Genomic DNA, 24,402 nt, shown 5'->3' with positions numbered 1-24,402 from the left:
ATGCGGTATCTAACATTTGCCATAGGACTATTACTGTTGGTAACGGGCTGCGAAGACGTTATTGATGTTGAAGTGCCAACTACCGAACCTCGCTTGATCGTTAATGGTCTGATAAGGGTAGACCGTAACCAGGAATTTCTTCCTGTGGAAATAAGGGTTTCCGAAACTGATAACTTTTTTGGTGAAACACCGGTTACTGAATTGGAGAATGCCCTGATCATATACGGGCAGCCCAATCCGGATGCTCCCGAACTATTGAACAACATGGGGACTTCCTCATTGGCTGAATCTGCCCCAGGTTCCGGAATTTACGTGCCCGACCCCACATTTGATGCAGACCAACGGATTAGGACCCAATTTGTAGTTCCAAATACGGTGTTCATCTTGCTTATTGGGCATAAAGGAAGGGATTATGCGGCAAGAACACCATATTCGCCGGTAGTGCCCATGGATAATCTGGAACAGGGAGACGAAACCCTTTTTGACGAGGATGATACGGAAGTTAAAATCACGATCACGGATATCGAAGATGTTGAAAACTATTACGTATTTGATTTTGGTTTTGGCGAATTTTTGGCCCTTGATGATCAATTTATAGACGGCCAACAATTCGAGTTTTCCTATTTCTACCAAAAGGATTTAGAACCTGGTGAGGAGGTTGAAATCAGCATCATGGGAGCGGACCAACAATTTTTCAATTATATGGATCTGTTGGTGGAACAGACCTTGGATGATGGTGGGGTTTTTGAAACTCCTGCTGCCACGGTGCGCGGCAACATTTTTGACGTAACGGGCCTTGATAATACCCTAATTTTCGACAATGTTAATCGCCCCGAAGCTTTCCCACTAGGTTACTTTGCCGTGGTGGATGAATTTAAGCAAAGCTTGATTATAGAATAATCAAGTGTGCTCGTTTTTTAACCCATAAACCATTCTTATTCCGATGGGAAGGTTTGCATTTCTCTTGATTGCTGTTTTCGTATGCGCCTGTGAGGACGTTGTGGATGTGGATTTGCCCCAAAATGAGTCTAGACTCATTGTTAATGGTATTGTTCGCGTAGATCCCAGCCAGGAGTTTTTACCCATTAAGATTGCTGTAACCGAAACCAATGGTTTTTTTGAAGAACCCACAATCACTACCTTGGAAAGTGCTGTAATCTTGGTTGGCGAACCCAATCCGGATGCCCCCGATTTGTTTAATTTATCCACAAAAATCTTAAAGGAATTAACTCCAGGAAGTGGAGTTTACGAACCCGATACGGTATATGTGGACGAGCGTATACAAACGAGGTTCCTAACCCCAAACACCGTGTTCTTTCTGATAGTAGAGCATAAAGGGAATAAATATTTGGCCCAAAGCAGTTACACCCGAACGGTTCCCATTGATCAACTTGAATTGGGGACGGAAACCCTATTTGATGAAGATGACACCGAAATAAAATTGACCATAACCGATGTGCCCGAGGAGAAGAATTATTTCGTCTTTGATTTTGGCTTTGGGGAGTTTTTGGCCTTGGACGACCAATTCATAGATGGGCAACAGTTTGAATTTTCCTATTTCTACCAGAAAGATTTGGAGGTAGGCCAAGAGGTTGAAATCAGTGTTCTGGGTGCTGACCAAGAGTTTCATAATTACATGGATCTATTAGTCGAACAAACCCAAAATGATGGTGGTGTTTTTGAGACTCCAGCAGCAACGGTAAGAGGTAATGTTTTTGATATAACCGGACTGGACAATATCAATATTTTTGACAATGTAGGTCGCCCCGAATCATTCGCTTTGGGATATTTTGCCGTGGTGGAAGAGTTCAAACAAACCCTTACCATTCAGTAACTATTTCCTTAATCAAATGGGATTGATCACCGCTTTTTTAGTTGTTACAACCTAACCGAATTAGCAAGCTATTTTTCCATAAAATACTCCGAGTATAATCCAAAGTTGCTACTTTAGCTACCATGCACACCGACAAAAAGCTTTTGGGAAAGGGACTAAAATTTATAGGCTATACCGTGGCTGTAATGTTTTTGGCTCCGTTCACCATCTATCAAGCCTTCAAAAATGAAGGGCACCCGGCCTATATTCCAGTTTTGGTCGTAGGATTGTTACTGGCCATTGTAGCCATTGGGCTAGGGTTCTATACCATTAAGATTTTTATGGATGCGCTTTTTGGAAAGAAGACAAAGGACTAGTCCTTATTTGCCTTGCTATTTTTCCATTTGTTGCTGAGTTGGGCATAATCGTAGTCCAGCACCGACTTTTGACGTTCCAGTCTATTGGACGCAAAGGCGCGTTGTAAAATATCCTCTATCAAATAGTCCTCGTGGATTTTCTCAGGATGAAATTCTTCCTTAATACTGATTTTGAATGCTTTGGCCGTGGTGTTGTACCAAAAGGCCCGCCATCCGTTCCGGAGTTCCTTCACTAAATCGAATGCTGTTTTACCCGTTTGCCTGTAGATCAGCTTGACCAAAATCTGCCCCTCGGTCCTTGTCAGTTTTTTAAGCTCTGTAGAAAACTCTCCCTCAATATACTTTTGAACCTTTTTGGTATACTTCTTCCGATGTCTTTTCTTTTTAATGTTGGCCAGGCTATCGTTCAATTCCACCAAGCGCTCGGCAGCCAATTTTGCGTAGGGATAGACCTTTAAGGTCTTTCTGCGTAAGATATAGTACCGAAGCTTTTCCTTTCGATTGGCAAACTCCAAATTACCAAAAAGATAGACCTCATCAAGGGCTATGGAACTGTACAGAATGGAATCCCCTTCGAACCGTACGTAGTAATCGTTTAGGGAATCCTTTGGGGTTTCTTGCGAAAAACCAAGGGCACACAGCAGTAGAAAAACAACACTTGCACAAAAACGCCTCATTCTAATCATAAGTCAAAAGTCCTGCCAAAATTAAGGATAAAGCTAAGAATTGGCTATTAAATAAAAGTGAATATTGTTATGTTTGTGGACTAAATCACTTTCATGGCAGCATCAAAAATCATCACTGCAAAATCGCTAAAATTCTTTGAAAAATACCTAAACAATGCCTCCCCAACGGGATATGAATGGGAGGGTCAAAAAATTTGGATGGACTATCTTAAACCGTATGTGGACGATTTTATCACGGATACTTACGGCACCGCGGTAGCAGTAATCAATCCAGATGCCAAATACAAAGTGGTCATTGAAGGGCATTCCGATGAGATTTCGTGGTATGTGAACTACATCACGGACAATGGCCTGATCTATGTTATCCGAAATGGGGGGAGTGACCATCAAATTGCGCCATCCAAGTGGGTGAATATCCATACCAAAAAAGGGATTGTGAAAGGCGTTTTCGGATGGCCGGCCATCCACACCCGAAACCGTTCCAAAGAGGAACCTCCCAAACTGGACAACATCTGCATTGATATAGGTGCAAAAGACAAGGAGGAAGTTGAAAAAATGGGGGTTCATGTAGGCTGTGTGATTACTTATCCGGATGAGTTCCAGGTACTCAACAAAAATAAATTTGTGTGCCGGGCCATAGATAACAGAGCAGGTGGATTTATGATTGCAGAAGTAGCCAGGTTGTTGCATGAAAACAAGGTAAAACTCCCATTTGGATTGTACATCACCAACTCGGTACAAGAAGAGATTGGACTTCGCGGTGCCGAAATGATCACCCAAACCATCAAACCCGATGTGGCCATTGTGACGGATGTTTGTCACGATACCACCACACCCATGATCGACAAGAAAAAGGAAGGGGAAACCGCCATAGGTTCCGGACCGGTTATTTCATACGCCCCTGCCGTACAGAACAAATTAAGGGAGCGAATTATTGAAACCGCCGAGGCCAAAAAAATACCCTTCCAAAGATTGGCATCTTCGAGATATACGGGAACAGATACCGATGCATTTGCCTATAGCAATGGTGGTGTGGCTTCTGCCTTGATTTCCCTGCCTCTTCGTTATATGCATACCACGGTGGAAATGGTGCACAAGGATGATGTGGAGAACGTAATCAAGTTGATATACGAGACGCTCCTTACCATCAAAGAAGGGGAGACTTTTAGTTACTTTGACTAAGTTGACATTCCCGCTTTCGCGGTAATCACACTAAGCAGTGATTCATGGATGAATTGGTGGACATTCTGGATGAACACGGAAACCCTACTGGGCGAACTTGTTTAAAATCCGAAGCGCACCGCAATGGGCTGCTCCACCCCACCATTCATGTTTGGTTCTATACTGTCAATGGCCAAATATTGTTTCAAAAAAGAGCCGCCAATAAAGACACTTTCCCATCCCTTTGGGATGTTTCCGTTGCTGGGCACATAGGAGCTGGGGAGGACATTCTGGAGGCCGCAATGAGAGAAGTGCTCGAGGAGATAGGCCTAGCATTGGCGCTGACTGATTTGGAAAAAATCGGAATCTTCAAGTCCTTACATCGGCATTCCGAAGCCTTGATAGACCACGAACTGCACCATACCTTTCTTTCCGAGTTAAAAGTACCCATGTCGCAACTCACAAAACAGGCAAGTGAAGTGGAAGCTCTTGACACTGTTGCCATTACCGAATTTGAATCCAGATTAAATAGGGGGCAATTGGATGGCTTTGTGCCCCACGACACCGCATACTACCAATCGGTAATCGAAGAAATCTCAAAAAGACTATAAGGTTTGGACAAAATCCTCTGGGCTTGACAACTCATACGTTTGTTGTTCCCCATTGGCCATGTTTTTAACCACAAAATCACCTTGGTCCAACTCTTGTTTCCCAATGAGTATCACAAAGGGCACGTTTCTATTGTTGGCGTATTTCATTTGCTTCTGCATTTTAGCGCTGGAAGGATACACCTCGGCTTTAATTCCATGACCCCTTAGTTTCCCAACCAATTGCAGGGAAGCCAAACTTTCTTCGTTTCCAAAATTGATGCACAAAACATCAATGGTCCTGTCAAGACTTTCAGGAAAAAGTCCTAATTCTTCCAAAACAAGATAAATCCGGTCCAAACCAAATGAAATACCGACTCCGCTAATATCTTTTAAACCGAAAATCCCTGTGAGGTCATCATATCGTCCACCACCGCCGATAGAACCCATTTGAACTCCGGCTGGCGCACTGACCTCAAAAATGGCTCCTGTATAATAATTCAATCCACGGGCCAGAGTAACGTCCAATTGCAGCTGGGCGGATTGAAGTCCAAGTGCATTAATTTGGGTGACAATGCCCTCCAGTTCGGCGATTCCCGCCATTCCTATATCGGAATGTACCAATAAGGTCTTCAGTTGCTCCAACTGATCTGCATTGGAACCCGGCATCGAAAATAAGGGCGCAGCTTTGGCAATAGCACCTTCGGAAATTCCTTTTGCCAACATCTCCTTTTTCACGCCCTCCTCGCCTATTTTGTCCAGTTTATCCAAGGCAACGGTAAAATCAATGAGCAAATGCTTGGCTCCGATGACCTCGGCAATTCCAGATAATACTTTTCTATTGTTGATTTTGATTGTGGACCCTTTTAGGCCCAAATCGGTAAAGACCGCATCGTAGAGTTGTACAAATTCTACCTCCTGAAGCAAAGACTTTGCTCCTACCACATCGGCATCACATTGATAAAACTCACGGAAACGTCCTTTCTGTGGCCTATCCGCTCGCCACACAGGCTGGATTTGATAGCGTTTAAAGGGGAAATCAATTTCATTTTGATGCATGACCACATAACGGGCAAAAGGAACCGTAAGGTCATACCTAAGTGCTTTCTCGGAGATTTTCGGTGTCAGCGAAGCTGAGTTCTTGGAACTATAGGTAACATCGTCCACTTTGGAAATAAAGTCCCCGGAATTCAGAATCTTGAAAATAAGCCTGTCTCCTTCGTCGCCATATTTGCCCATCAAGGTTTCGGAATTTTCAAAGGATGGGGTTTCTATGGGTTGGAACCCATATACCTCAAAGTGCTTTTTGATGGTTTGGATGATGTAGTTGCGCTTGGCAACCTCAGCTGGTGAAAAATCGCGCGTTCCCTTGGGAATGGATGGTTTTTGTGGCATGAAAACTGGTAATTCTCGTGCAAATATAAGTGCTTTGTTCGTTTGATAGCTTTAGGGTCCGACACGAATTTCACGAATTGCACCTAAAACCGCTGTTATTGAACGCCTACATTCAACATTAAAAACTAAGAACTGAAAACTATGCATGGTACATCTGGCATCTAGCATCTAGCATCTAGCATCTAGCATCTAGCATTTAACAAATAACGAGATCATCTTTGTGAGCTTGACACGAATTACGCGAATTTGCGCGAAGTTCGTTGGTAGAACTCAAACATTCAACATTATAAGTCAAGAATTGAACATCAATCATCCAACATTATTCCATAATCTGCTCAAACCATTGGAACAATTCTCCCTTGGTTATGGCCGCACCTTGTTGGATCAAGTCAAACTTATCTTTGTTCTTATCGTCGGAATACGCCTTGGAGGCAGTTAGGTACTCCACAAAATCGGACTGGAAGTTGCGCTTGAACCAACCGAATCCTTCCTCTGTTCGCAAATCGATTTCAGGATTGAGCACTTTTACGGAAAAGAGTTTCATCTCCTTTTCGGTTAAATGGAACAGGTGCATATGCATTTCCGATATGTTTTCAAGGTACTCCACTTTGGACAGCACTCCTTCCCAAACCAAATCGCTAAAAACATCTATTTCTTCCTCTGCTACTTCAGGTTTTTCTTCTTTTATACCCGCCCATTCTTCAGCGGTGATGGACTGGGTAGCCAGAAAGTTGATGAATTCAGGATGCAACTCTTCCAATTGTTGTTGCGTCAATCTTGCGTACTTCATTGAATCAGATTCCTTTAATTCTGCAAAAGTAAAAAAGGCCACGCAGTTGCGCAGCCTTTTTAGCTTATAAATTATGTTCTTTTAGTTGAAGATGTACCGTACTCCAAACTGGGCCTGCCATCTGGATAGCAAACTGGTATCTGAACTAAAAGTTTCCGTCAAATTCTCATCAAAACTGTACGTTGGATTATTGTTGTCATCAATGGTTACCCCCAATACCTGCTGGTTGGTCGGAATTTCAACTACACCCCAATCCGAACTGATCAGGTTACCGACGTTCAATACATCCAAACTCAATTGAATGGTGTTCTTATTGGCAATCTTGATATCCTGCAACACCTTCAAGTCCCAACGGCCTCTCCATGGAGCCAAGGCTCCGTATCGTTCCGCGTAGGAACCACGGTTTTCACTCAAATAATCATCTTGCTGAATAAAAGCTTCAAAGGCGGCGGCATCGCCCGCTTCGGCAAAGTTCATCTGGTTGACTTCCGAAGAGGTTGGGATGTACAACAAATCGTTTATGCTTGATCCATCCCTATTGATATCCCCACCATAGATATAATTGAAACGACCACCTTGGGCATATTCAAAAAATGTGGAAATGGTAGTTCCTGTTTTGAATGCCTTGGAAATAACCCCCACAAAACGGTGGGTATCCCCATATCTGGAGTAAGACAATACGTCCGCATTGGCATCACTTACAATGGCATTGGCCGCAAAGGCATCACTGGTGATCTCAGCTTCAATGGAATTTACATCCTTTGAATTCAAGTAGCTATACGCCAAGCTGGCATAAAGCCCATTGTCCCATGTTTTTTGTCCCTTCAAAACTGCATTCCAAATTCTTCCCTCATCTGAATTGGAGAACACATAGGCATTGTTGATCAAATCCGTCGCGGCATATACCGGTCTGTTATCCACCCCTTGCAAAGACTCAGAAGGAGAGGTAAGCCCCCAGTTCTGAACGTGGGGTCCGTTGATATCCTTGGAGTAAGACAAATCAGCAGTCAAAATCCAACCATTTTCCAGGCGCTTGTCTGCGCCCAAACTGGTTCTAAAGACTTGTGGCCATTGGAAATCGGGGTCAACCGCAGTTAGGAAAAATACATTGGGGTTGGCTATCTGGTTGCCCAACCATACAAATGGAAAGCGACCCGTAAATATTCCGGAACCACCCCTGATTTGCAAATTTCCATCGTTATTCACATCCCAATTGAATCCAACTCGGGGTGAAATCAACCAATCATTAGTGGGTAAATTGGTGTTATCTATGAATACCGTTTCACCATTATTTGGGTTTACATAAGGTATGCCAGGAACCACTGCCGGTGCACGCTCTATAACATCTTGGGCTTTATCCGCTGAATCAAAGTAAAGCGGTTTATCCACACGTAGACCGTAAGTAAGCTTAAAGTTTTCGGTAGCGTTCCATTCATCTTGTACATAAAATGCCATTTGACCCACATTGGTCTCGGCCAAAGCCCAGCCTCCGGCATTTCCTTCACCTGCAGCATTTAAGGCATTGTTGGCTGCGATAGCTGCATTAAACTGACCCTGATAAACGCCTACCAAAGCGGCTTCGCCTGCAGCATCCAATCCCCTGAAATCTGCGATGGAACCAGTAGGGAAGAATACACCCTGGGCTCCATATACCCCAAGATTAAAGGAGTTGTCAAATTGGAACTTTTCAAAAGAGAACCCAACCGTGAACGTATGATCTCCTTTAAAGAAATTTAAATTGTTAGTCAGCTGGAACACCTTTTGATCCAAACGATTGTTGATGGAGAAAGGTTCATGACCTGCAATGATGTAGTTCGAAGCTCCGTTTTCATCCAATAAGGTAATGGTCGGAGCTGGAGTTGATTTCGGGTTCCTGAAATCATCAAAATGGGTGTACCCTACTTGCAGCTTATTGATAGCTTCGTCCGAAAGGGTAGAGTTCAATTCGATTTGCACGGATTGAATTTTATTGTTGATCTCATATCCGGCATTTTCAAATTGCAAGGTGGACAGGTTTGGCCCCCTAAAACCCAAAGCCGTCGGGTGCGCCGGTTTTTCCTTGGAAGCGTTCAAGAAATTGTAAATGACAGCCAATCGGTTATTGTCATTAATGTTCCAATCCAATTTGAAGATCCCTTTGGTGGATTCTTGGTCGAAATTGAATCCCTCATATCGTCCAGGGTTATAGAATTCCCCATTTCCGATGGAAACTTGGCTTAGGATATTGGATACCAACTCAAAATCGGATGCCAAAACCCTAGATTCGTTTATGCCACCGCCGCCTCTGTTGGGAACAAAACCATTGGACCCCAAATCGGTACGGTCGTCCTTCTCAAAGTTAGCAAAGAAGAATACCTTGTTCTTAACAATGGGCCCACCAATACTGATACCGTACTGGGATTGGCTCAAATCGGCCTTAAAAACATCATCCCCAGCTACTTTTCCACCCGTTAAACTTTCATTTCTGTAAAATCCATAGACCGTGCCGTAAAATTCGTTGGTACCACTTTTGGTCACCGCGTTAACGGATGCCCCCGTGAAACCGGATTGGGTCACATCGTAAGGTGCAGTCGTTACTTGGATTTGGTCAATAGCATCAATGGAAATCGGGTTGGCATCTGTTTGACCACCAGGTTGGGCGGCATCCAGTCCAAATGGATTGTTGAAAATTGCTCCATCCAATGAAAAATTGTTGAACTGGTCGTTCCTACCCCCAAAAGAGCCTGCACTGGCAGTGGGCTCCAAACGGGTAAAATCGTTGGTAGATCTTGAAATTGTGGGCAATCTGGTCAATTCCCTTCTACCTACACTGGTTTCAGCACCTGTTCTATCGCTACCAAAAGTTCCGGTTTGGTCGGACACAACAACGACTTCATCCAAGGCCTGACTGTCAGATATCAAGGCCACATTATGGTTAAAGGTCTTACCTAAGGATAGGAAAATGTCGTTTTTCACATTGCTGGCAAATCCAACGTAAGAAATGGTTACTTCGTAAGGTCCACCCACCCTAAGGTTGAGCAGGTTGTACCGACCTTCTTCGTTGGTAATGGCACCGTAGCGCGTTCCTGTTGGCGTGTGTACCGCTACTACGTTGGCTCCTAAAAGGGGAGCGTTCTGGTCATCAACAACAGTACCTCTGATGTTGGACGTGGTGACTTGTGCGAAAGCCGAGGTGAATACCATTAGAAACAGTATCCAAATGGGCAGAATTTTCTTCATATAGAGTTAGTTTTGAGTAGCTACAAACATAGCAAAAAAAAAGAGCTATGCATGCATAGCTCTTCTTAAATTATTTGCCGAAAGTTTTGTAGGCTACTTAGCCTCAGCAATCACTTCAAAAGGAAAATCGACGATGACTTCCCTGTGCAACCTAATCTTGGCGTTGTACGGGCCAACACGCTTGATGGTTCCACCATTGATATTGATAAACTTTCTTTCAATTTGATGACCTGATTTATCCAAAGCAGCTGCCAAATCAATATTGCTCACGGAACCGAACAATTTGTCGCCCGCTCCAACCTTGGCAGGAATACGGATTTCCAATTGTTTTAGTGCCTCGGCCAATTTATTGGCTTCATCAATGACTTTCTTTTCTTTATGGGCACGTTGCTTAAGGTTTTCGGCCAAAACTTTTTTGGCAGAAGGAGTAGCCAACGCAGCCAATCCTTGGGGAATAAGGTAATTTCGTCCGTAACCGTTCTTTACCGTAACGATATCGTCCTTAAAACCCAAATCCTGTATATCTTCTTTTAGAATAAGTTCCATTCTTCAGTATTTTTTATTTCAACATATCGCCAACGTACGGCATTAAGGCTAGGTGACGGGCTCTTTTTACGGCCTGTGCCACTTTTCTTTGGTACTTTAGAGAAGTTCCAGTAAGTCTTCTCGGAAGCAATTTTCCTTGCTCGTTTACCAGTTTCATCAAGAAATCCGGGTCTTTGTAATCGATATACTTGATACCGGACTTTTTGAACCTACAGTATTTCTTTTGCTTGTTGGTCTCAATGTTCAATGGGGTCAAATACCTGATTTCCCCATCTTTTTTAGACTTTGCTTGTTGTTCTATAGATGCCATACCCTATGCGTTTGCTTTTAATTTGGTTCTTCTTTTTTCTGCCCAAGCAATTGCATGCTTGTCCAATTTAACGGTCAAAAAACGCATGACACGTTCATCTCTTCTAAATTCCAATTCGTAGGGAGCGATTGCTTCACCAGGAACGGTAAATTCAAACAAGTGGTAAAAGCCACTTTTTTTGTGCTGAATGGGATAGGCCAATTTCTTTAGTCCCCAGTTTTCCTTGGAGACCATTTTGCCACCATTCTTAATCAAGAAATCCTCGAATTTCTTGACTGTTTCCTCTATCTGGGTCTCAGATAGAACGGGATTCAAAATGAAAACAGTTTCGTAATGGTTCATATATTATTATTTTAAAGGAGCGCAAAAGTAGCAATAATTGATCACCTCCGCAAGAAAAGGTAAATTTCTTCGTTTAAGGGTCAAGAGTTATTAACAATAAAGAACCAACTAAACCTTCGTAACGTATATGGTAATATACACAACAAAATAGACCATGTTTACATCTTTTGTTGCAGTTAAACGTCCTTTTTGTGTAATTTGCCGATGATTTAAAACCCTACAAATCACCCCATTCTATGAAATTAAAAAGTATAATTGTAGACGACTCCTCCATGCAGCGGATGGCCGTTGCAAAATTGGTCAACAATCACCCACATCTTGCCCTTGTAGCCGAATATAGCAATGCTATTGAAGCCAAAAATGGGTTGAAGAACCACGACATTGATCTTATCTTCCTAGATGTAGAAATGCCAATCATTAGTGGGTTTGACCTTTTAGAGGCCCTAGAGAACCCACCACAGGTTATTTTGATTACCGGAAAACCTGATTATGCCCTTAAAGCATTCGATTATGATGTAACCGATTACCTTCATAAACCCATCACCCTGGCCCGATTTGAATCCTCCGTAAAAAGAGCGGTGGCCAAATACGAGCAAATGAACCGTGTTGATGAGGATGAGGAACACATCTTTGTAAAAAGTAACCTTAAAAAGCGTAAGGTTATCCTAAACGATATTAAATGGATCGAAGCACTTGGAGATTACATTAAATTGGTCACTGACGAGGCCAATATTGTAATCCTTTCCACCATGAAGGCTTTTGAAAAGCAACTTCCTGCGGAAAAGTTCCTTAGAATCCATAAATCATATATTGTCAATCTAGAAAAGATTGAAAAGTTCAACAGTAAGAATGTAGAAGTAGGGGGAAGACAGATACCGTTGAGCAGAAATAAAAAGACCGAGCTGGCCGAAGCGCTGGCCAACGTATAGAAAAGTTAAATGTGGTCCACGTTGTAGACCAGTCTCACACTTTTATACTTAGAAATAGCATTAAAAGATTTTTCAATTCTTTTAATGCTATTTTTTGTTTGGGAGATTGACAAATTCCTCGGCATCTTCACCAAAATATTTTTTAGGTAATCCCGACGGATTCGAGCCACAGGAGGATACTCCGGCCCCAAAACTTGTTGACCCAGAACATTTCGTAATGAACCGGCAAACCATTCCGCAGCTTCATTGAGTTTGTTATAATCCTTATCCTTGAGGGTAATTTTTATGATACGAACAATGGGAGGATATTTAAATTGCTCCCGTTCGTAGTATTGCTCCGCAAACATTTTATCGTAATCGTTGGTAGTGACCTGCTGCAAAATTTGGTGGTAGGGATTATAGCTCTGGATCAAAACCTTGCCCCGTTTTTTGGTCCTTCCTGCCCTACCCGCTACTTGGGTCAATAATTGAAAGCTTCTTTCGTGCGCCCTATAGTCAGGGAAGTTCAATAAGGTGTCGGCATTCATGATACCCACCAAGCTCACATTTCTAAAGTCCAATCCCTTGGTGACCATTTGGGTCCCGACCAGGATGTCCATATCTTGTTGCTCAAAAGCCGTGATAATTTTTTCATAGGCGTATTTTCCCCGCGTGGTATCCAAATCCATTCTTCCCACTTTGGCCTCGGGAAATAATTCCTTCAACTCCTCTTGTATCTGTTCCGTTCCAAATCCCTTTTTGTCCAAGGTATGACTTCCACAGGCCAAACACGCCTGTTGTAAGGCCATATGATATCCGCAATAATGGCAGCGCAGCTGATTTCTATGCTGATGGTATGTTAAGCTTACATCGCAATTGGGGCATTGGGCTGCATGTCCACAGGTGGTGCATTCCACAATGGGTGCAAAGCCTCGTCGGTTTTGAAACAAAATCACTTGTTCCCCTTCTTCCAAAGCTTCCGCTATCGCATTGTACAGCGTTTCTGAAAAATGCCCCTTCATCCGCTTCTTCCTAGTGGCCTCTTTAATATCCACCAAATTAATTTCAGGCATTAGCACATTGCCATATCTATATGGAATTGAAGCATATCCAAATTTTCCTTTTTGAGCATTGTCCATACTTTCAATACTTGGGGTAGCGGAACCCAATAGGCAATTTGCCCCATGTAGATTGGACAGCACAATGGCGGCATCACGGGCGTGATACCTCGGTGCTGGGTCAAACTGTTTAAAGGAACTCTCGTGCTCCTCGTCCACCACAACCAATCCCAGGTTGGAATAAGGCAAGAACAGGGACGAGCGTGCGCCAATTACTATTTGAGCCTTATCTTCAGTTTTCTGAACGTTGTTCCACACCTCCACCCGTTCATGAATGCTGAATTTGGAATGGTATACGGAAACCTTTGACCCAAAATAATGACGAAGCCTATTTATAAGTTGGGACGTTAGGGCAATTTCCGGAAGGAGATAAAGAACCTGCTTTCCGTTTTCCAAAAAATCCTGGATCAACTTGAAATAGACCTCAGTCTTACCAGCAGAAGTAACCCCATGCAACAATACCGGTTTTGCTTCCGAAAATCCAGACTGGATGGCCTGGAGGGCATCTTGCTGATACGAATTCAAGGTAATATTGGCAACAGAAGCCGATTCTGCCTCCTGCTCCACCCTATCCGTTCTAATAAAATATTCTTTCAGTATCCCTTTATCTATTAGTGCCTTGATCACGGCTCGAGATCCTCCGCTTTCCCGCTCCAAGTCGGTTACGCGTATGGGTTTCTTATGCGCGGCCTGCAACTGAAAAAGGGAAAGCACCACCTGACTTTGTTTGGGAGCCCTGGTCAAATCCTGCAGCAATGCTTCCAACGCATCCTCCGCCTCATATGCCCCTCCCAATTTTACATAACGGACCAGCTTAGGTTTGTACTGTTCGTACAGTTCTTCTTTTTGCAGCACCACTCCCTTTTGCACCAGTCGGTTTACCAAGGGCAACACGTTCTTTTTGTCCACAATGCTACTGACCTCCCCAATCTTCAATGCTGATTGATACCGTAGGGCCTCGAAAACAAGAAACTCATCATCCTTTAATCCCATTTCATCCACCTCTGCTTCCTTATTGGGTAAGATCAGGGTTTCACTTTCCAATAAAAAAGCACTGGGCAAGGCGCTTCGCATTACTTCGCCCAAAGTGCACATATAGTATTTGGCTATCCATTGCCAATGCTGAAGTTGATAGGGATTTACCAAGGGGGTTTCGTCCAGAATTTGATAAATTTCCTTGGCCTCATAGGCCGTTGGGGCTTCTTGGTGCAAGGCATAGGCCAATGCTGTATAAATCTTGGATTTTCCAAAGGGAACGGCCACCCGCATTCCGGGTTTCAGGAAAGTAGCCTCTTCCGAAGTAATTTTGTAGGTAAAAAGTCTTTCCAAAGGAATGGGAAGAACAACATCCAAAAAATACTGCATACCTTTACTCTTCGGTTACTCGATGCCAGGTTTGGGTTCTATACAGGAAAGCCAAATAACCGCGTACCTTTAATTTGTTCACATCATCTGGGTCTAACCAAACTTTTCCCCTAAAGGTCATTGCTTGTTCTGGATCAAAGAGTCTGCTGCCTTTATATTCGCCTTTGCTATTCTTTTTGAAGTCGTCCATGATTTTCATCCCGTTAATGGGTTTGTTTTTGAGTTCTCCCTTGCATTTTATACAAAGTGCATTTTCCTTTCCTTCCTCAACCACTTTAAGAACCTTGGCCTGCAACAGGCCATTTTCTTCATATACCTCAACTATCGCTTTGGTTATACCATTACGATCATCTACAGTTTTCCACTTACCAAATACCGACTGTGACCATGATATTTGGCATATCAGCAAGAAAATAATTAGTAGGTATTTATTGATTTTCCAGCTTTTTTTCATGTTTCTTTTTTAGGGAATTTAAGGTGGCATTGAGTTCAAAACCCAAAAGTAAAATATTGGAATTCAGCCAAATGAAGACCATCAAAATCAACAATCCCCCCAGGGCACCATACAGCTCGTTATATCTTGCAAATTTTTCCACATAGACCCCGAACAGATAGGATGTAAGCACGAACAACAAGGTAGTCATCAAAGCGCCTGCTGAAAAAAATCGGGCCTTTCTTCCCTCTGCAGTTCCGAAATAGTAGAGGATGGCGGTGGTGAGATAGGACAAAATCATGAAAAATAGAATCTTGGTCAACTGAATACCTATGGTATCGCCCTTTTCCACATCGTAGCCCAAGGTTTTTCCGAAATATTCACTGGTGTACTCCACCACATAGAATTCAAAATAAACAAAGGCCACAGCACCCAAAATCAAGAGCGTGGACAATATAAGTCCCACCATAAGCGCATAGGCGTATTGCCTGAAGAAGTTACGGGTAAGTTCTACGTGATAGGAATGTTCAAATCCGCCAAAAATGGAATTCACCCCATTGGCCACCAAAAAAATGGAGACCAAAAAGGCTGAGGAGAGAATTCCACCGCTCTTTTGGTTTTTGATCTGCTGGTATATATCCCCAAAATAATCGCTGGTCGCGGAAGGAAGAAATGATTCCAAGAACAAAAGAAATTGGGCATCAAAATTTTCATTGCCAACACTGGCATAGGGAATGATCCATGGAACTAGGGTCACCAAGAAAATCATTAATGGGAATAAAGCCATGAAAAGACTGAAGGCAATGGCACTTGCCCGAGTTGAAACTGCCCCCTTAAAAATTCCCAATAGGTACATTTCCAGAAGGTCGTAAAACGAAAGCCCTTCAAAAGCCTTAAGCTTAAGGCTTTTGAGCAAGCGTACTAACCAGTTCACCACTGGTATTTTTTCCAACCTTTCTTCTATTGCTATCGACATTAAACTGCTTTTAGGCTCAAATCCATATTGTGAACGGAATGCGTTAAGGCTCCCGAAGAAATATAGTCCACGCCACACTCGGCATAGTGCCGGATGGTTTCTTCATTAATCCCACCGGAAGACTCTGTAAGGCATTGATCGCCGATTAGCGCTACAGCCTTTCGAGTATCAGTATAATCAAAATTATCCAGCAGAATCCTGTATACCCCTCCTACGGCCAATATTTCCTTTACCTCTTCCAAATCCCTAGCTTCCACAATTATTTTTAAATCCTTTTGAACATCTTTTAAATATTGCTGCGTCTTATGGATAGCCTTGGTAATACCACCTGCAAAATCGATGTGGTTATCCTTGAGCATGATCATATCGTATAAGGCAAATCGGTGATTTTCCCCTCCCCCAATCTTCACGGCCCACTTTTCCAAGGCCCGAATACCGGGAGTGGTCTTACGGGTATCCAATATCTTAGTCTGGGTACCTTCCAACAAGGTTACAAAATGTTTGGTCTTTGTGGCAATGGCGCTCATACGCTGCATGGCATTTAACACCAATCGCTCTGCTTTTAAAATGCTCTGGGAACTACCCTCTACATAAAATGCGATATCCCCGTACTTCACGTGGGCACCATCCTCAATGGCCACCTCCATGGTCATATTTGGGTCTACATAATCAAAGACTTCCTTGGCAAATTCCACGCCGGCCAAAACACCTTCGTCCTTTACCAAAAGTTTGGCCTTTCCATGGGCGGAAGCAGGGATACAGGCAAGGGAACTATGATCTCCTTCCCCCACATCCTCGCGAATCGCATTGGAGATTATTAGGGCAATTTCTTTATTGAACTGTTCTTGGGCAATCATCCATATGGGGTTTTGACGAAAATACTAAAAACATTAGTGCCCATACAATTTCGAAGCTTCAAGTTTGACCTGAAAAAACTACTTTTGGATATGCAAATTACCTTGATCGCCATTGGCAAAACAGATAGCCCGGACCTTGGCCGGCTTATGGATATTTATGAAAAGCGACTTGCTCACTATATCAAATTTGAATTGCTGGTATTACCTGATATAAAAAACAGTAAAAACCTTTCCGAGACCCAACAAAAAGAGAAGGAAGGAGCGTTGATTTTGAAGCAGGTCCAGCCCTCGGATGTGGTAGTGCTTTTGGACGAAAAGGGAAAGCAATATTCCTCCATGGAATTTTCCCAGTTCCTTCAGAAAAAGATGAACAGCGGAATCAAAAAGCTTGTTTTGGTCATTGGGGGACCCTACGGTTTTAGCGAGGCGGTATATGCAAGAGGTCGGGAAAAGTTGGGCTTGTCCAAAATGACTTTTTCACATCAAATGGTGCGTTTGTTTATCATCGAACAACTCTATAGGGGGTTCACTATTTTACGGAATGAGCCTTATCATCATCAATAAGAGCCTTTTCCGTTGTCAGTAGGTTATATTTTTCCAAAAAGTCCTCGACTTTTTGTATTACAAGGTGGTGTGGACGTACCTCTTGAGTAGTTTTTTCCAGGGATTCCACCATGTGTTTGGAAACCTTCTTAAGTTCATCCAGTTCTTCACCTATAAACCCATAAATCTCCCGTTGTCTTTCGGGATTCTTTTCTACCTTCAGCACATACTGCAGGTCCGTAATGTTCTTCATATGGGAACTGAAAACATGGGACTGATGCCAGGCAATCTCCGCTAATTTCTTTTTCTGGTTCATAATCCGACTAATGATGGGATTTACGATGAAGAAAATTTCAAAGATCAAGATTACAATGGAAAAAATAGCCAACTCCAACTCTATCACCATCATGGTCTTGATGTCGTTCTCCGACTTGTGCTGAAACAAGTTCACAATCCCATCCATGATAACTACAAACCTGTCTACGTGATACCTTGCATCGTTAAAGGAGATTTCATTAAAGTTCTTGAAATTCTTCAGTTTGTGGTATAACCATTCAATGTGGGTTTCCAATCGGGAAAACTCTTTCTGTATCGCCACATCGTCCAATGGTTCTATTCGCAAGGCCGCATTCCCTTCTTGCAGAAAACGGTTCATTTGGTACAATTTTGTAAGTGCCAGTTTCATCTCGGCATAATCGCAATTGTGGTATCTGCAGGAATAGAGCTCGTTCAACAATTTCTGGCTTAGCATTCGTTGCTTTCCAGATAAATTGACAATCAAGGCGGTGGATCGTTGCTGGCTCAGGGAGTATTGTGTCATAGACTGAATGGTAATCGTCAACACCACAATTGAAATTACGAGCAAATAATAGGCGCGGAAACCTTTTTCAAAAATTACGAATCTTCCAATCTTCATTTAGGCTAACAAGTAAGTATTTGCCTACAATTTAGGTTGAAAAATACAGGAATAGCTAAAAATGTTGTGAAACGGGTGTTTCAGATTGTGAAACCTTAATTTGCCATGTGGCTTCCACTTTTTAGTACAGGACTCTGAACTTAATCGTGTTCTCCACGTTCTTAAGCGCCTTCATCACCTCCTTATTGTAATCCTTGTCCAAATCGGTAATTACATAACCCACTTTGTCATCCGTTGACAAATATTGGCCGGTTATATTCATTTCATATTTTGCCAGAACCTTGTTGATCTTGGCCATAATACCGGGCACGTTGTTGTGGATGTGCAAGAAACGATGTGCATTGGTTTGCTTGGGCAGCCTAATGTTAGGGAAGTTTACCGCATCCACAGTATTTCCAGAGTTAATATAATCCATGATCTTGTTGGGCACAAAGTCTGCTATATCCCTTTGGGCCTCTTCGGTGCTTCCTCCAATATGCGGTGTTAAAATCACATTGGGCAAACCTTGAAGTGCAGTTACAAACTCTCCATTGCTTCGTGGTTCGGATGGGTATACATCCACTGCAGCGCCTCCCAATTTTCCACTCTTCAAGGCGGTCGCCAAAGCTTCAATATCCACTACAAATCCTCGGGATAAGTTGATAAGGATAGCACCATCACGCATTTGGTTTATCTCCCGCTCCCCAATAAAATTCTTGTTGGCCTTGTTGTCGTCCACATGGAGGGTCACCACATCCGAAACGGATAGTAAGTCTTCCAAACTGGTGCATTTGATGGCATTTCCAAGGGCCAGTTTATCCGAAACATCGTAGTAATATACGCGCATGCCCATGGCCTCGGCCAAAACGGACAACTGCTTGCCGATATTTCCATAACCCACGATACCCAAGTTCTTTCCTCGGACCTCCCTGGAGTTAATGGCAGTTTTATTCCATTTTCCTTGGTGGATCTCGGTACTCCGCGTAAAAATGTTCCTTTTGAGCATTACAATCTGGCCTATGGCCAACTCTACCACAGAACGGGTATTACTATAAGGAGCATTGAAGACCACTACCCCTTTCTTTTTGCTGTATTCGAGATCTATCTGTGTGGTTCCAATACAGAAGGCCCCAATGACCAACAGTTTGTTGGCGGCATCGAGAACTTTTTGGGTTACCTGCGTTTTTGAACGGATTCCCAAGACATGGACACCTTTAATTCGCTCTATCAATTCATCCTCAGACAAACTGTGCTTAACCAGTTCCACAGAAAAACCATCTTCCGAAAGGTTATCAAAGGCATCGGGGTGCACATTTTCCAACAATAGGATTTTGATCCTGTTTTTGGGATAGGATATATTACGTGGAAGGTCGTTGACATATAGGAACTCGTCCAGATTGGGTGTTACATGGTCGGCATTGTTGGCCGCTTTTTCACGGTGGACATTTTCGGTATAAGCGAAGAACTTGTCGGCGATACCGGCCTCCCGCATCACATAATCACTGTATCCATCTCCGATTACTTGTACTTCCCCTTCCAAATCCAGATTTTTCAAACACTCGATTTTTCCATTATGGGATGCCAAAACATTGGCCTCATCAAAGCCAATTATGTTTCCTTCCTCGTCAAACTTAAAGGTATTCGCATATACCCGTTCCGACGGAATGTTGTACTCCTCAACAATAGGATCTATAAATTCCTTGAATCCACAGGAAATCACGTAAATATCTTCAGAATATTTTTCGAAAAACTCCTTATTGGATGCAATGGATTTGGAGATTTTCTGACGCAATTCACCAACCAAACCGTCCAAATCGTTTCTATGGGCCTTTAATAATTGGATCCTACGTTCCAGCGATTCCGTAAACGAAATGTCACCATCGATTCCCAGATTGGTAATGTCTTGAATTTCTTGAATGATTTGATCCTTGTTGGAATTTCCCTGCAGTGTCATTTCCGCCAAAACATCCAACGCCTCCACCCTGGTAAGGGTACTATCAAAATCAAAAACGTACTTGCGTCCCACTTCAACCATGAATTAATTCGAAAAAATTAAGCCATAAAATTAAACATTAATTCCATGCATGGAATTGGAACCCTACAAAATCAGTATACAATTGAGGATATATCAAAAAACACCCCTTAAATGTTTCAAATTGACTAAAAAAGTAAGGGCTAGAACCAACGTCTTGTCGCCTTGCAGTAATTTCGGTACGCTGTTCCAAACAGTTCCGATAGCGCTTCTTCTTCCTTTTTTATCTGAAAGTGGTTCATATAGTAGACAAATCCGGCGGCCAGTAAGGTATTGAATGCATTGCCCAGTTTAAGACCAAATCCAAGTAGAATAATGAGCATCCCCAGATACATGGGGTTTCTCGAATATTTAAAAATGCCATTGGTGACCAAACTGCTGGATTTGGTCAAATTGATGGGATTGGTAGTGGTCTTGGCGCGTACAAATTGAAAAAGGGCCATAAAAATGACCAATAGTGCCAACCCAAATAAACCAATGGATAATTCCTTTCTGCCGAAAAATTCAAATTGGCCAACAGGTAAAAATCGATGCAAAACGTACATGAGCAACCCAAAGATGACCATCACCAAAGGCGGTAGGATTTTCATTTTCATGCGGATATTACTTATGGTTCTAAATTACTACTTTTGGCCCTTATTCAGAACCTTTTCCAGCTTTGAAACTTGTTTTTGCCACCCACAATGCCCATAAACTAAAGGAGGTCCAGCAACTTTTACCTTCTGGTATCGAATTACTGTCCTTGGAGGATATTGGCTGTATTGAGGAAATCCCAGAGACTGGGGAGACCTTGGAGGAAAATGCAAAACTGAAAGCAGATTTTGTTACAAAAAAGTACGGTTTCGATTGCTTTTCGGACGACACTGGACTGTTGGTCAATGCCTTGAATGGCGCTCCTGGGGTATATTCCGCCAGGTACGCAGGAGCACATAAAAATGCCAAGGACAATATGGCCAAAGTGCTCTCACAGTTGGCAGGAGTGGCTGAACGAGAAGCACATTTTAAGACGGTGGTCCATCTTAACATAAACGGGGAAAACCATGTTTTTAATGGAATCGTCAAGGGAGTAATCACTGAAGCGGAACAGGGTGATGGCGGTTTCGGTTACGATCCTATTTTCAAACCCAATGGGCATGACCTAACCTTCGGGGAACTATCCGCAGCACGCAAAAATGCTATTAGCCATAGAGGTCGGGCCATCCAAAAATTGGTTTCCTTTTTCAATAACAGGCAATTATAGCCGCCAGCTTGTTAAATTAGCGTACATTTGCGCCTTTATTAACGCCGCCGGTATGGGCAAGGTGTTGCGCGGGGCTTCAATGCGTATCCAAAAATCGCTCTATGCAACACAACATATTTGCGATTTAAGGTATACACCACTATGACAAAATTTGAAACCCTGGGGTTGGACAAACCCCTATTGGACGCTATTTCCGATCTTGGATTTGAGACCCCGTCCGAAGTACAAGAAAAATCAATCCCAATTTTATTGCAGGAAGAGACCGATTTGGTGGCCTTGGCCCAAACCGGAACCGGAAAAACCGCTGCTTTTGGGTTTCCCATGATTCAAAAAATTCATGCTGAGAGCAGAACCACACAAGGTTTGATCCTCTCCCCAACGAGGGAACTCTGTTTACAAATCACCAACGAGCTAAAGTTGTATTCCAAATACATCAAAGGGCTCAACACTGTGGCCATTTACGGAGGAGCAAGCATCACGGAGCAGGCAAGACAAATAAAGCGGGGAGCACAAATTGTTGTGGCCACCCCAGGTAGGATGAAAGACATGATTGGCCGCGGGATGGTGGATATTTCCAAAATAGATTATTGTGTGCTTGATGAAGCCGATGAAATGCTTAACATGGGCTTCTATGAGGACATCAAGGATATTCTTTCCAATACCCCCGAGGAAAAGTTTACTTGGCTTTTTTCGGCAACCATGCCCAAGGAGGTAGCTTCCATTGCGAAAAAATTCATGCACAAACCCAAGGAAATCACCGTGGGGACGAAAAACGCCGGTGCATCCACCGTACAACATGAATATTACACTGTTGGAGGTCGCGATCGCTATGCCGCCCTAAAACGCTTGGCCGATGCCAACCCTGGTATTTTTTCCGTGGTCTTCTGCCGTACAAAAAGAGACACGCAAAGGGTTGCTGAAAAACTCATTGAGGACGGATACAATGCAGGGGCTTTACATGGGGATTTAAGTCAGAACCAGCGGGACCTGGTCATGAATGCCTTTAGAAAAAAGCAGGTGCAAATGTTGGTTGCAACCGATGTTGCTGCACGAGGGATCGATGTGGACGATGTAACCCACGTTATCAATTATCAATTGCCCGATGAAATTGAAACCTATACGCACAGAAGTGGACGTACGGGGCGTGCTGGTAAGTCAGGAATATCCATGGTAATCGTTACCCGATCTGAACTGCGCAAGATCAAGGCCATAGAAAAGAAAATCAAACAAGATTTTATTACCAAAAAAATACCTACAGGAATTGAAATCTGTGAAATACAGCTCTATCATTTGGCGAGTAGGATCAAAGAAACCGAAATCAATCCTGAAATTGACAACTACCTCCCAGCCATACACGATGTGTTGGATGGTCTCGACCGGGAAGAGCTTATTAAAAAAATCGTTTCGGTAGAATTTACCCGTTTCTACAATTACTACAGCAAAACCCGGGACTTGAATTCCAGTGACGGTCGCAATGAAAGAGCCGAAAAAGGCGAAGGAAAAGGTAACAAGCAAAGTGATGGTTCTGTACGCTACTTTATCAATGTTGGGGAACGCGACGGATACGATTGGATGGCACTTAAAGACTTTTTACGGGATACATTGAACCTCGAAAAAGACGACATATTCAATGTGGATACCAAGGATAGTTTCTCTTTTTTCAACACTGACGCGCAACTTACCGACTTTATTTTGCAAACCTTTACCGAATTTAAGGTCAAAGGGCGATTTATAAATGTGGAAGTATCCAAAAACCCAGGAAGTGCGGGTAAAGGAGGTAGAAAAAGGGACAGGAAACGTGGACATCGCAAAGGAGGTGACAACAAATCCTTTAGAGGCGGTCGAAAAGGAGGTTCCGGAAGACGCGGCGGCAAAAGAAGGCCAGGATTTTATTAGTTAATTCTATATTAAATCCTAGAAGACTCCTGTTTATTTTTCTTTGTTTAGTACTTTTATGGCTACAAAGATTGCATGAAAAGAGTTCTACTTACATTTTTTCTCCTTACTGCTTTTATCGGTTTCTCCCAAGACGAAGAGGATTCAGCTGTTGAAGGTGAACTTGAGGCGACCGTGGTCAACGCCCAAAATGGCTTTCCCATGGTGAGCGTGCATGTCATTAACCTCAACAAGGTCGTCGGTACCATTACCGACCAAGAAGGGCGTTTTAAAATTCCCGCTGCGGTCAACGATACCCTATATCTTACTTACTTGGGTTATAAATCGGAAAAAGTTCGAGTAACCAGCGACATGTTCAAGTTTGAGGGAACGGAAATTGCCTTGACCGAGCTGGCCTATGCCTTGGAAGAGGTAATTGTAAGGCCCTATCAGCTCACGGGTTATTTGGAAATTGATGTCAAAAACCTACCCATCAACAATGCATATCAGTACAGCATCTCTGGGCTTTCAAAAAGTTATGAGGGCGGTAGTAAAAGCCCGAGTGCTGTGACCAAAGTATTGGGGGCCATCCTAAACCCTGCGGACCTCCTGCGAAACCTCTTTGGCAAAAAGCCCAAACAGATGCGAAAATTGCAACAAATGAAGCAGGATGACGACATTCGTGATCTGCTTGCCTCCAAATTTGATAGGGAAACCCTTACCGAATTGCTTCAATTAGAAAAGGTAGACATCGAGGACATTCTCAACAACTGTAACTACTCCAGGTCCTTTATCAATACAGCCAATGATTTGCAGATTTTGGATGCCATTTCCAATTGTTATGAGGAATACAGAGTGCTGAATAGAAGATAGACCCACAACCCTTTTTATCCCAAAACCCATCTTTTTCGGAAACAAATAAATTTTCTAGTTC

At 43.0% G+C, this 24,402-nt stretch carries 24 protein-coding genes; 10 read left to right on the top strand and 14 right to left on the bottom strand.

Translation table 11 applies throughout. The features are described from left to right. The 3 genes from M3P07_RS03985 (at nucleotide 1) to M3P07_RS03975 (ending at nucleotide 2,190) form a co-directional block, all read left to right on the top strand. Complete coding sequence (locus tag M3P07_RS03985; protein WP_249968601.1) at nucleotides 1–900, top strand: DUF4249 family protein; 900 nt, start codon at nucleotides 1–3, stop codon at nucleotides 898–900. Between the two features lie 43 nt (nucleotides 901–943). Continuing rightward, entirely contained in the window at nucleotides 944–1,834 is an 891-nt protein-coding gene (locus M3P07_RS03980; protein WP_249968600.1) for a DUF4249 family protein, read from the top strand. A 122-nt stretch (nucleotides 1,835–1,956) separates the two neighbouring features. Then, on the top strand, nucleotides 1,957–2,190 hold the full coding sequence (locus M3P07_RS03975; RefSeq protein WP_249968599.1) for a DUF6095 family protein: 234 nt from the start codon (nucleotides 1,957–1,959) through the stop codon (nucleotides 2,188–2,190). On the opposite strand, the gene M3P07_RS03970 is transcribed toward M3P07_RS03975, so the two are convergent. Continuing rightward, nucleotides 2,187–2,867, bottom strand: coding sequence for a DUF4294 domain-containing protein (locus M3P07_RS03970; RefSeq protein WP_249968598.1), 681 nt, complete (start codon nucleotides 2,865–2,867; stop codon nucleotides 2,187–2,189). The genes M3P07_RS03975 and M3P07_RS03970 overlap by 4 nt on opposite strands. Before the next feature lie 102 nt (nucleotides 2,868–2,969). Here M3P07_RS03970 and M3P07_RS03965 point away from each other — a divergent pair, with 102 nt between their 5' ends. Next, a complete protein-coding gene (locus M3P07_RS03965; protein WP_249968597.1) occupies nucleotides 2,970–4,058 on the top strand; it encodes a M42 family metallopeptidase in 1,089 nt (362 codons plus the stop codon). Between the two features lie 44 nt (nucleotides 4,059–4,102). Then, nucleotides 4,103–4,648, top strand: a complete 546-nt coding sequence (locus tag M3P07_RS03960) for an NUDIX hydrolase (protein WP_249968596.1) — start codon at nucleotides 4,103–4,105, stop codon at nucleotides 4,646–4,648. Here the strand turns inward: M3P07_RS03960 and hisS are convergent. The 6 genes from hisS to rpsF form a co-directional block, all read right to left on the bottom strand. Beyond that, entirely contained in the window at nucleotides 4,643–6,019 is a 1,377-nt protein-coding gene (gene hisS / locus M3P07_RS03955) for a histidine--tRNA ligase (protein WP_249968595.1), read from the bottom strand. The genes M3P07_RS03960 and hisS overlap by 6 nt on opposite strands. A gap of 319 nt (nucleotides 6,020–6,338) precedes the next feature. Beyond that, complete coding sequence (locus M3P07_RS03950) at nucleotides 6,339–6,809, bottom strand: DUF6495 family protein (RefSeq protein ID WP_249968594.1); 471 nt, start codon at nucleotides 6,807–6,809, stop codon at nucleotides 6,339–6,341. An 81-nt stretch (nucleotides 6,810–6,890) separates the two neighbouring features. Further along, nucleotides 6,891–10,028 (bottom strand): TonB-dependent receptor, encoded by a 3,138-nt coding sequence (locus M3P07_RS03945; protein WP_249968593.1) that lies wholly within the window; start codon nucleotides 10,026–10,028, stop codon nucleotides 6,891–6,893. 93 nt (nucleotides 10,029–10,121) lie between these two features. After that, nucleotides 10,122–10,574: a 50S ribosomal protein L9 gene (rplI, locus tag M3P07_RS03940; protein ID WP_249968592.1), complete on the bottom strand. Its 453-nt coding sequence runs from the start codon at nucleotides 10,572–10,574 to the stop codon at nucleotides 10,122–10,124. Between the two features lie 13 nt (nucleotides 10,575–10,587). Further along, nucleotides 10,588–10,884, bottom strand: coding sequence for a 30S ribosomal protein S18 (rpsR, locus tag M3P07_RS03935; RefSeq protein WP_055392375.1), 297 nt, complete (start codon nucleotides 10,882–10,884; stop codon nucleotides 10,588–10,590). Between the two features lie 3 nt (nucleotides 10,885–10,887). Continuing rightward, nucleotides 10,888–11,226, bottom strand: a complete 339-nt coding sequence (rpsF, locus tag M3P07_RS03930) for a 30S ribosomal protein S6 (protein ID WP_249968591.1) — start codon at nucleotides 11,224–11,226, stop codon at nucleotides 10,888–10,890. Nucleotides 11,227–11,462: 236 nt separating this feature from the next. On the opposite strand from rpsF, the gene M3P07_RS03925 reads away from it, so the two are divergent. Further along, nucleotides 11,463–12,155 (top strand): LytR/AlgR family response regulator transcription factor, encoded by a 693-nt coding sequence (locus M3P07_RS03925; RefSeq protein WP_073176311.1) that lies wholly within the window; start codon nucleotides 11,463–11,465, stop codon nucleotides 12,153–12,155. 5 nt (nucleotides 12,156–12,160) lie between these two features. Here M3P07_RS03925 and priA read toward each other — a convergent pair whose 3' ends face one another. The 4 genes from priA to nadC are packed head-to-tail and all read right to left on the bottom strand — an operon-like array spanning nucleotide 12,161 to nucleotide 16,883. Beyond that, entirely contained in the window at nucleotides 12,161–14,617 is a 2,457-nt protein-coding gene (gene priA / locus M3P07_RS03920) for a replication restart helicase PriA (RefSeq protein ID WP_249968590.1), read from the bottom strand. A 4-nt stretch (nucleotides 14,618–14,621) separates the two neighbouring features. Beyond that, nucleotides 14,622–15,071 carry a DUF2147 domain-containing protein gene (locus M3P07_RS03915; protein WP_249968589.1) on the bottom strand — a complete coding sequence of 150 codons (450 nt, stop codon included), beginning with the start codon at nucleotides 15,069–15,071 and terminating at the stop codon, nucleotides 14,622–14,624. Continuing rightward, nucleotides 15,046–16,026 (bottom strand): YihY/virulence factor BrkB family protein, encoded by a 981-nt coding sequence (locus M3P07_RS03910; RefSeq protein WP_249968588.1) that lies wholly within the window; start codon nucleotides 16,024–16,026, stop codon nucleotides 15,046–15,048. The genes M3P07_RS03915 and M3P07_RS03910 overlap by 26 nt, the downstream gene beginning before the upstream one ends. Next, the gene (nadC, locus tag M3P07_RS03905) at nucleotides 16,026–16,883 is read right to left on the bottom strand and encodes a carboxylating nicotinate-nucleotide diphosphorylase (RefSeq protein ID WP_249968587.1); all 858 of its coding nucleotides are present in this window, start codon (nucleotides 16,881–16,883) and stop codon (nucleotides 16,026–16,028) included. The genes M3P07_RS03910 and nadC overlap by 1 nt, the downstream gene beginning before the upstream one ends. A gap of 90 nt (nucleotides 16,884–16,973) precedes the next feature. Here nadC and rlmH point away from each other — a divergent pair, with 90 nt between their 5' ends. Continuing rightward, a complete protein-coding gene (rlmH, locus tag M3P07_RS03900) occupies nucleotides 16,974–17,447 on the top strand; it encodes a 23S rRNA (pseudouridine(1915)-N(3))-methyltransferase RlmH (RefSeq protein ID WP_249969439.1) in 474 nt (157 codons plus the stop codon). On the opposite strand, the gene M3P07_RS03895 is transcribed toward rlmH, so the two are convergent. The 3 genes from M3P07_RS03895 to M3P07_RS03885 form a co-directional block, all read right to left on the bottom strand. After that, nucleotides 17,413–18,342, bottom strand: coding sequence for a type IV pili methyl-accepting chemotaxis transducer N-terminal domain-containing protein (locus M3P07_RS03895; RefSeq protein ID WP_249968586.1), 930 nt, complete (start codon nucleotides 18,340–18,342; stop codon nucleotides 17,413–17,415). The genes rlmH and M3P07_RS03895 overlap by 35 nt on opposite strands. Before the next feature lie 121 nt (nucleotides 18,343–18,463). Next, complete coding sequence (serA, locus tag M3P07_RS03890) at nucleotides 18,464–20,356, bottom strand: phosphoglycerate dehydrogenase (RefSeq protein ID WP_249968585.1); 1,893 nt, start codon at nucleotides 20,354–20,356, stop codon at nucleotides 18,464–18,466. Between the two features lie 140 nt (nucleotides 20,357–20,496). Further along, nucleotides 20,497–20,949 carry a methyltransferase family protein gene (locus tag M3P07_RS03885; RefSeq protein WP_249968584.1) on the bottom strand — a complete coding sequence of 151 codons (453 nt, stop codon included), beginning with the start codon at nucleotides 20,947–20,949 and terminating at the stop codon, nucleotides 20,497–20,499. 62 nt (nucleotides 20,950–21,011) lie between these two features. Between M3P07_RS03885 and M3P07_RS03880 the strand changes: the two genes are divergently transcribed. The 3 genes from M3P07_RS03880 (at nucleotide 21,012) to M3P07_RS03870 (ending at nucleotide 24,341) form a co-directional block, all read left to right on the top strand. After that, a complete protein-coding gene (locus M3P07_RS03880) occupies nucleotides 21,012–21,593 on the top strand; it encodes a non-canonical purine NTP diphosphatase (RefSeq protein WP_249968583.1) in 582 nt (193 codons plus the stop codon). A gap of 141 nt (nucleotides 21,594–21,734) precedes the next feature. Next, on the top strand, nucleotides 21,735–23,489 hold the full coding sequence (locus tag M3P07_RS03875; RefSeq protein WP_249968582.1) for a DEAD/DEAH box helicase: 1,755 nt from the start codon (nucleotides 21,735–21,737) through the stop codon (nucleotides 23,487–23,489). Nucleotides 23,490–23,564: 75 nt separating this feature from the next. Further along, entirely contained in the window at nucleotides 23,565–24,341 is a 777-nt protein-coding gene (locus M3P07_RS03870) for a carboxypeptidase-like regulatory domain-containing protein (protein ID WP_249968581.1), read from the top strand. The last annotated feature ends 61 nt before the right edge of the window (nucleotides 24,342–24,402 follow it).

It is taken from the genome of Flagellimonas myxillae, from assembly GCF_023502235.1.
Taxonomy (GTDB): Bacteria; Bacteroidota; Bacteroidia; order Flavobacteriales; family Flavobacteriaceae; genus Flagellimonas; species Flagellimonas myxillae.
The sequence above is the reverse complement of the archived record's forward strand: the minus strand, read 5'-3'. Positions and strand labels throughout refer to the sequence as shown.

Coding starts and splice junctions, on each gene's coding strand:
- M3P07_RS03870 (WP_249968581.1), top strand. CDS start 23,565: ATGAAAAGAGTTCTACTTACATTTTTTCTCCTTACTGCTTTTATCGGT.
- nadC (WP_249968587.1), bottom strand. CDS start 16,883: ATGATTGCCCAAGAACAGTTCAATAAAGAAATTGCCCTAATAATCTCC.
- M3P07_RS03985 (WP_249968601.1), top strand. CDS start 1: ATGCGGTATCTAACATTTGCCATAGGACTATTACTGTTGGTAACGGGC.
- M3P07_RS03975 (WP_249968599.1), top strand. CDS start 1,957: ATGCACACCGACAAAAAGCTTTTGGGAAAGGGACTAAAATTTATAGGC.
- M3P07_RS03910 (WP_249968588.1), bottom strand. CDS start 16,026: ATGTCGATAGCAATAGAAGAAAGGTTGGAAAAAATACCAGTGGTGAAC.
- M3P07_RS03925 (WP_073176311.1), top strand. CDS start 11,463: ATGAAATTAAAAAGTATAATTGTAGACGACTCCTCCATGCAGCGGATG.
- hisS (WP_249968595.1), bottom strand. CDS start 6,019: ATGCCACAAAAACCATCCATTCCCAAGGGAACGCGCGATTTTTCACCA.
- rpsR (WP_055392375.1), bottom strand. CDS start 10,884: ATGGCATCTATAGAACAACAAGCAAAGTCTAAAAAAGATGGGGAAATC.
- priA (WP_249968590.1), bottom strand. CDS start 14,617: ATGCAGTATTTTTTGGATGTTGTTCTTCCCATTCCTTTGGAAAGACTT.
- M3P07_RS03885 (WP_249968584.1), bottom strand. CDS start 20,949: ATGAAAATGAAAATCCTACCGCCTTTGGTGATGGTCATCTTTGGGTTG.
- rplI (WP_249968592.1), bottom strand. CDS start 10,574: ATGGAACTTATTCTAAAAGAAGATATACAGGATTTGGGTTTTAAGGAC.
- M3P07_RS03875 (WP_249968582.1), top strand. CDS start 21,735: ATGACAAAATTTGAAACCCTGGGGTTGGACAAACCCCTATTGGACGCT.
- rlmH (WP_249969439.1), top strand. CDS start 16,974: ATGCAAATTACCTTGATCGCCATTGGCAAAACAGATAGCCCGGACCTT.
- M3P07_RS03945 (WP_249968593.1), bottom strand. CDS start 10,028: ATGAAGAAAATTCTGCCCATTTGGATACTGTTTCTAATGGTATTCACC.
- M3P07_RS03960 (WP_249968596.1), top strand. CDS start 4,103: ATGGATGAATTGGTGGACATTCTGGATGAACACGGAAACCCTACTGGG.
- M3P07_RS03980 (WP_249968600.1), top strand. CDS start 944: ATGGGAAGGTTTGCATTTCTCTTGATTGCTGTTTTCGTATGCGCCTGT.
- serA (WP_249968585.1), bottom strand. CDS start 20,356: ATGGTTGAAGTGGGACGCAAGTACGTTTTTGATTTTGATAGTACCCTT.
- M3P07_RS03950 (WP_249968594.1), bottom strand. CDS start 6,809: ATGAAGTACGCAAGATTGACGCAACAACAATTGGAAGAGTTGCATCCT.
- rpsF (WP_249968591.1), bottom strand. CDS start 11,226: ATGAACCATTACGAAACTGTTTTCATTTTGAATCCCGTTCTATCTGAG.
- M3P07_RS03895 (WP_249968586.1), bottom strand. CDS start 18,342: ATGAAGATTGGAAGATTCGTAATTTTTGAAAAAGGTTTCCGCGCCTAT.
- M3P07_RS03965 (WP_249968597.1), top strand. CDS start 2,970: ATGGCAGCATCAAAAATCATCACTGCAAAATCGCTAAAATTCTTTGAA.
- M3P07_RS03970 (WP_249968598.1), bottom strand. CDS start 2,867: ATGAGGCGTTTTTGTGCAAGTGTTGTTTTTCTACTGCTGTGTGCCCTT.
- M3P07_RS03915 (WP_249968589.1), bottom strand. CDS start 15,071: ATGAAAAAAAGCTGGAAAATCAATAAATACCTACTAATTATTTTCTTG.